Below are 4,690 nucleotides of genomic sequence, written 5' to 3' on the forward strand. Positions count from 1 at the left end.
CGACTTCCCGCTCGATGCCGATCGCCTCGAGGAAAGCGGGATCGTGGCTGACCACCAGCAGCGCGCCGTCATAGCTCCGCAACGCCGCCTCCAGCACCTCGATCGAGTCGAGGTCGAGATGGTTGGTCGGCTCATCGAGCAGCAACAATTGCGGCGGCCGCGCCGCCGACAGCACGCACGCCAGCCCTGCCCGCAACTGCTCGCCGCCCGACAAGGTGCCGACGATCCGCAACGCCGCCTGGTTGCGGAAGGCGAAGCGGGCGAGCGCTGCGTACGCCTCGTTCTCGCTCAGCTCCGGATTGAGCGCACGCAGGTTGGCGAGGATCGTCGCGTCGCGATCGAGCAGGCCGACATGCTGGTCGAGCAAGGCGATGCGGTCCGACCGGTTCACTTTGCCCTCGGCAGGTTCGACCAGCCCGGCGGCAAGCAGCAACATGCTGGTCTTGCCGCTGCCATTCGGCCCCGCCAGCACGACGCGCTCGGGACCACGGATCGCAAGGTCGAGCGGGCCGATCCGCCGGTCGCCGCGCTCGACCATCGCCGCTTCCAGCTTCAGCAGCTCGCGCGACGAGGACAGGCCGCTCGGCGGCAGGTCGATGCGCAGCGGCGTCACCATTTCGACCCGCTCGCGCGCCGCCGACCGCGCCGTTTCGGCCTCGCCGACCAGCCGGCGCGCGACCTCACCCTCGCGCGCGCCGCTGCCTTCGGCGCGTTCCTTCATCATGCCGGCGACGATGCGCGGCACGCTGCCCGAGGCGCCGAACGCGCGGCCTGCCTTGTCGCGGCGCGCTTTCTTCTCGCGCTGGACCTGCGCGGCGCGATCGGCCTGGCGAAGCCCGGTTTCGGCGCGATCCAGGTCGTGCGCGGCGCGCGCGCGATCGGCGTCGCGGATCGCGACGAACGCCGACCAGCCGCCCTCGACCGAGCGGCAACCGATCGGCGTCAATTCGACGATGCGGTCCATCGTTTCGAGCAGCGCGCGATCGTGGCTCGCGACCACGACGCCCCCTTTCCACCCCGCGACCAGTGCTGCGATCGCCGCCCGGCCATCGGCGTCGAGATTGTTGGTCGGCTCGTCGAGCAGTAGCAAATCGGGCGCCGCGATCACGGCGCGCGCGATGGCGACGCGGGTACGCTGCCCGCCGCTCAGGCTGGCGAGCGGGCGGTCGAGATCGAGCCCGGGCAGGCCGACATCGGCAAGGGCGGCGGCGATGCGCTCCTCGAGCGTCCAGTCGGCAGCGGCGAAATCGTCCGCGTCGCCTGTCCCCGCCTCGATCCTGCGCAGCAATTCGAGCGGCGTCGCGACCTCGAGCGCCTCGGCCAGGCTGATCGTGTCGTTCGGCCAATCCTGGCGAAGCAAGACGACCGAGCCTGCGCGTGCAATACTGCCCGCAACCGGTTCGATCTCGCCCGCCATCGCGCGGAGCAACGTCGATTTGCCGCAGCCGTTGCGACCGACCAGTCCGATACGCTGGCGGCCGAAGGACAGAGTCAGGTCGGAAAGAAGGGGACGGCCGTCAGGCGTCGAGAGCGACAGCGAATCCAGCGTAAGAAAGGAAGACATGGGGCACCTGGGCAAGGAGGAAGGATCGGGCGATCGCTTTCTTGTCCAAGGCTGGTCTCCTTCGTCGGCGGGCGAGCCTGCCCGTCTTGCCGCCGTTACATAGGGATGGTCGACCGTCCGCGCAAACGCGCAAGCGATTGACCCGAGGGCGCGTTGGGTATCTCTTCTTCGTCGTCAAGCACAGGGAGTCGTCCGATGACCATCCGCAAGCTCGCCATCGCGTCCATCCTGATCGCCCCCGGCTTCGCCGCCGCGCCGGCTCAGGCCAAGATCGCCCGCTGCGTGATCGATTCCGAAGGGACCAGCTATCGCGGGCCGTGCCAGTACAATGTCGCGCGCGGCGGCACCTTCACGCTGAGCCCGGCCCATGGTCGCTCGTTCGGCGAGGGCGTCGTCAGCGTCACCGTCTATGTCACCCAGCGCGGCTTCGCCGAGGTTCGCGGCCTGACCCGAGAGGGCATCAATTCGCGCTGGGGCCGCGCGGTTCGTTCGCGCCGTGACAGCGCGTGCTGGGTCGGCGAGGACTTCTCGGTCTGCGCCTATTGATATGGCCGGCGAAGGCGATTCCGGCGCCGGCCCGCGGCGAATCCCACCCGGCCTGATCGCGATCGCCGTCGTGCTCGTGGTCGCGGGGTCGGTGTTCCGCAACTGGCATCGCGAAGCATTGTTCGCCGCGCTCCGGCACTCGGTGCTGACGCTGGCGATCGTCGCGGCGTTGCTCGCCCTGCTCGCCGCGATCGAGATCCTGCTCCATGGCCGCGCGCGCCTGTGGGGCCGGATCGCCGGCCTGGCCGTCGTGTCGGGCATCGTCCTGTGGCGGCTGTTCCATGGCGGCAGCCCGATCATCGCGTCGGTCGGCGGCATCGCCTGGGCCCTGGTGATCGGCTGGATGATCGTCGCGATGCTGCGCAATCGCGAGCTCGGGCGGTAGCATCGCCGTCGACGACCTTGACTTTTTGCGGTGCAGCATCTACTTGGCCGCCATCGAGGCGTAACGCAGCGTGATCGAACCTTATGCTTCCTGGCCAGGGTTCAGGCTCCGCCTCGGTCGTTCAAGCGACAGGCTTCCCAAGTCACGCGGGGTGTCAATTCAACCCCGCCGCCCGTGCGCCTTTCCGGCGCGCGAGAGGCATTTTTACATAAGGTTTCCATGACCAATTTCACCGATCTCGGCCTTGCCGAGCCGCTCGTCCGCGCGCTCGAGGCCAAGGGTTATTCCACGCCGACGCCGATCCAGGCGCAGGCCATTCCCTATGTGCTCGAAGGGCGCGACCTGCTCGGCATCGCGCAGACCGGCACCGGCAAGACCGCCGCGTTCGTGCTGCCGTCGATCCAGCGCCTGACCGAGAGCGGCAAGCGCGTCCTGCCGACGCATTGCCGCATGCTCGTGCTCGCTCCGACCCGCGAGCTCGCCAGCCAGATCGCCGAGAGCGCCCGCGCCTACGGCAAGTTCAGCCGCCTGTCGGTGGCGACGGTGTTCGGCGGCACCAGCATCAACAAGAACCGCCAGGACATGAGCCGCGGCGTCGACATCCTGGTCGCCACGCCGGGCCGCCTGCTCGACCTGGTCGAGCAGCGCTTCGTCAGCCTCAACCTGATCGAGACCCTGGTGCTCGACGAGGCCGACCAGATGCTCGACCTCGGCTTCATCCACGCGCTGCGCAAGATCGTGAAGATGGTCCCGCGCCAGCGCCAGACCCTGTTCTTCTCGGCGACCATGCCGCAGTCGATCCGCGAGCTCGCCGACCAGTTCATCAAGGACCCGGCGCTGGTCTCGATCAAGCCGGCCTCGACCACTGCCGAGCGGGTCGATCAGTACGCCACTTTGGTCAACCAGACCGAGAAGCAGGCGCTGCTGACCATGACCTTGCGCGATCCGACGATCGACCGCGTGCTGGTCTTCACCCGCACCAAGCACGGCGCCGATCGCGTCGTGCGGCTGCTCGGCGGCAACGGCGTCGCGGCCAATGCGATCCACGGCAACAAGAGCCAGGCCAATCGCGAGCGCGCGCTCGCCGCGTTCAAGTCGGGCGAGGTGCCGATCCTGGTCGCGACCGACATCGCCGCGCGCGGCATCGACGTGTCGGGCGTCAGCCATGTGATCAATTTCGAGCTGCCCAACGTGCCCGAGCAATACGTCCACCGCATCGGCCGCACCGCGCGCGCCGGCAACGACGGCATCGCGATCAGCTTCGTGGCCGAGGACGAGCGTCCGTATCTGCGCGACATCGAGCGGCTGATCCGCCAGAAGGTGCCGCTCAAGGCGCTGCCGGAGAATTTCCTGGCCGAGGCGGCGCGGATCGCCTCGATCCGCTCGAAGCAATCGGTCACCGCGCAGCAGGAACGCGACGAGCGTCCGCGCGGTCCGCGCGGCGTGCGTCCGCCCAAGAAGACGCATGATCCGCGCCCGGCCAACCCCTATGCGCCGCGCGGCCGGGGCGGCAATCGCCGCCGGGGCCGGGGCGGCCAGGGCGGCGGCCGCAGCCAGGCCAGCGCATAACCGTCAGCCCATGACGGCTGGCCCATCGCGGCCAGCCGATTACGGATCGTCGCGCCTCCTCGCGGGTTGAACCCCGCGAGGAGATGACGATGCCCATTGCCACCATGTCCGCCGCCGAGCGGATCGCCCGCGTGCTCGCGGGCCAACGCGCCAGTATCAATGCCGAAGGCGACGAGGCTTCCGCCTCGCGCATGGTCGAGCGGCACTGGCGCGATCACCTGACCGACGCCGTCGCGGTGCTGAAGACGCTGCGCGAACCCGACGAGGCGATGGCCGCCGCCGGCGACGCCGCGATGTGGGAGCGGATGATGCTCGCCGCGATCGAGCAGACCGAGCCGGAGACGGTGGCGCTGTAAAGATCCTCCCCGGAACGGGGAGGGGGACCATTCGCGCAGCGAATGGTGGAGGGGCCCGCGACAACCAAGCAACAAGCCAGGAGGCTAATGGTGGAGGGCCCCTCCACTACGCGGCTGACGCCGCGCGGTCCCCCCCCCCGTCCCGGGGAGGATGGGCTCGACTCCCATTGGGACCGCCGCTTCGCGCGCGGATCGGTCGAGCCCGACTTCACCCTCGATCTCCACGGCCACACGCTCGACGCGGCGCACGCGCGGCTCGATGCGGGGCTG

At 69.3% G+C, this 4,690-nt stretch carries 5 protein-coding genes and 1 pseudogene; 5 read left to right on the top strand and 1 reads right to left on the bottom strand.

Features of this window, described 5'->3' with window-relative positions:
- The coding region (locus tag ACTHJR_RS03370; protein WP_440521682.1) for an ABC-F family ATP-binding cassette domain-containing protein at positions 1 to 1,564 on the bottom strand (1,564 nt) is incomplete at its 3' end.
- Between the two features lie 195 nt (positions 1,565 to 1,759).
- Between ACTHJR_RS03370 and ACTHJR_RS03375 the strand changes: the two genes are divergently transcribed.
- The 5 genes and pseudogenes from ACTHJR_RS03375 to ACTHJR_RS03395 all read left to right on the top strand — a co-directional run.
- Positions 1,760 to 2,110 carry a hypothetical protein gene (locus ACTHJR_RS03375; protein WP_440521684.1) on the top strand — a complete coding sequence of 117 codons (351 nt, stop codon included), beginning with the start codon at positions 1,760 to 1,762 and terminating at the stop codon, positions 2,108 to 2,110.
- A gap of 1 nt (position 2,111) precedes the next feature.
- Entirely contained in the window at positions 2,112 to 2,495 is a 384-nt protein-coding gene (locus ACTHJR_RS03380) for a hypothetical protein (protein WP_440521685.1), read from the top strand.
- A 219-nt stretch (positions 2,496 to 2,714) separates the two neighbouring features.
- On the top strand, positions 2,715 to 4,064 hold the full coding sequence (locus tag ACTHJR_RS03385; RefSeq protein ID WP_440521687.1) for a DEAD/DEAH box helicase: 1,350 nt from the start codon (positions 2,715 to 2,717) through the stop codon (positions 4,062 to 4,064).
- 89 nt (positions 4,065 to 4,153) lie between these two features.
- On the top strand, positions 4,154 to 4,420 hold the full coding sequence (locus tag ACTHJR_RS03390; RefSeq protein WP_440521688.1) for a hypothetical protein: 267 nt from the start codon (positions 4,154 to 4,156) through the stop codon (positions 4,418 to 4,420).
- A gap of 87 nt (positions 4,421 to 4,507) precedes the next feature.
- Positions 4,508 to 4,690 (top strand): annotated as a pseudogene (locus tag ACTHJR_RS03395) (Smr/MutS family protein); the annotation flags it as partial.

This window comes from Sphingomonas sp., from assembly GCF_051962185.1.
Taxonomy (GTDB): domain Bacteria; phylum Pseudomonadota; class Alphaproteobacteria; order Sphingomonadales; family Sphingomonadaceae; genus Sphingomonas.

Excerpts from the sequence above, each read along its gene's own strand:
- ACTHJR_RS03375 (WP_440521684.1), top strand. The coding sequence starts at position 1,760 with ATGACCATCCGCAAGCTCGCCATCGCGTCCATCCTGATCGCCCCCGGC.
- ACTHJR_RS03385 (WP_440521687.1), top strand. The coding sequence starts at position 2,715 with ATGACCAATTTCACCGATCTCGGCCTTGCCGAGCCGCTCGTCCGCGCG.
- ACTHJR_RS03390 (WP_440521688.1), top strand. The coding sequence starts at position 4,154 with ATGCCCATTGCCACCATGTCCGCCGCCGAGCGGATCGCCCGCGTGCTC.
- ACTHJR_RS03380 (WP_440521685.1), top strand. The coding sequence starts at position 2,112 with ATGGCCGGCGAAGGCGATTCCGGCGCCGGCCCGCGGCGAATCCCACCC.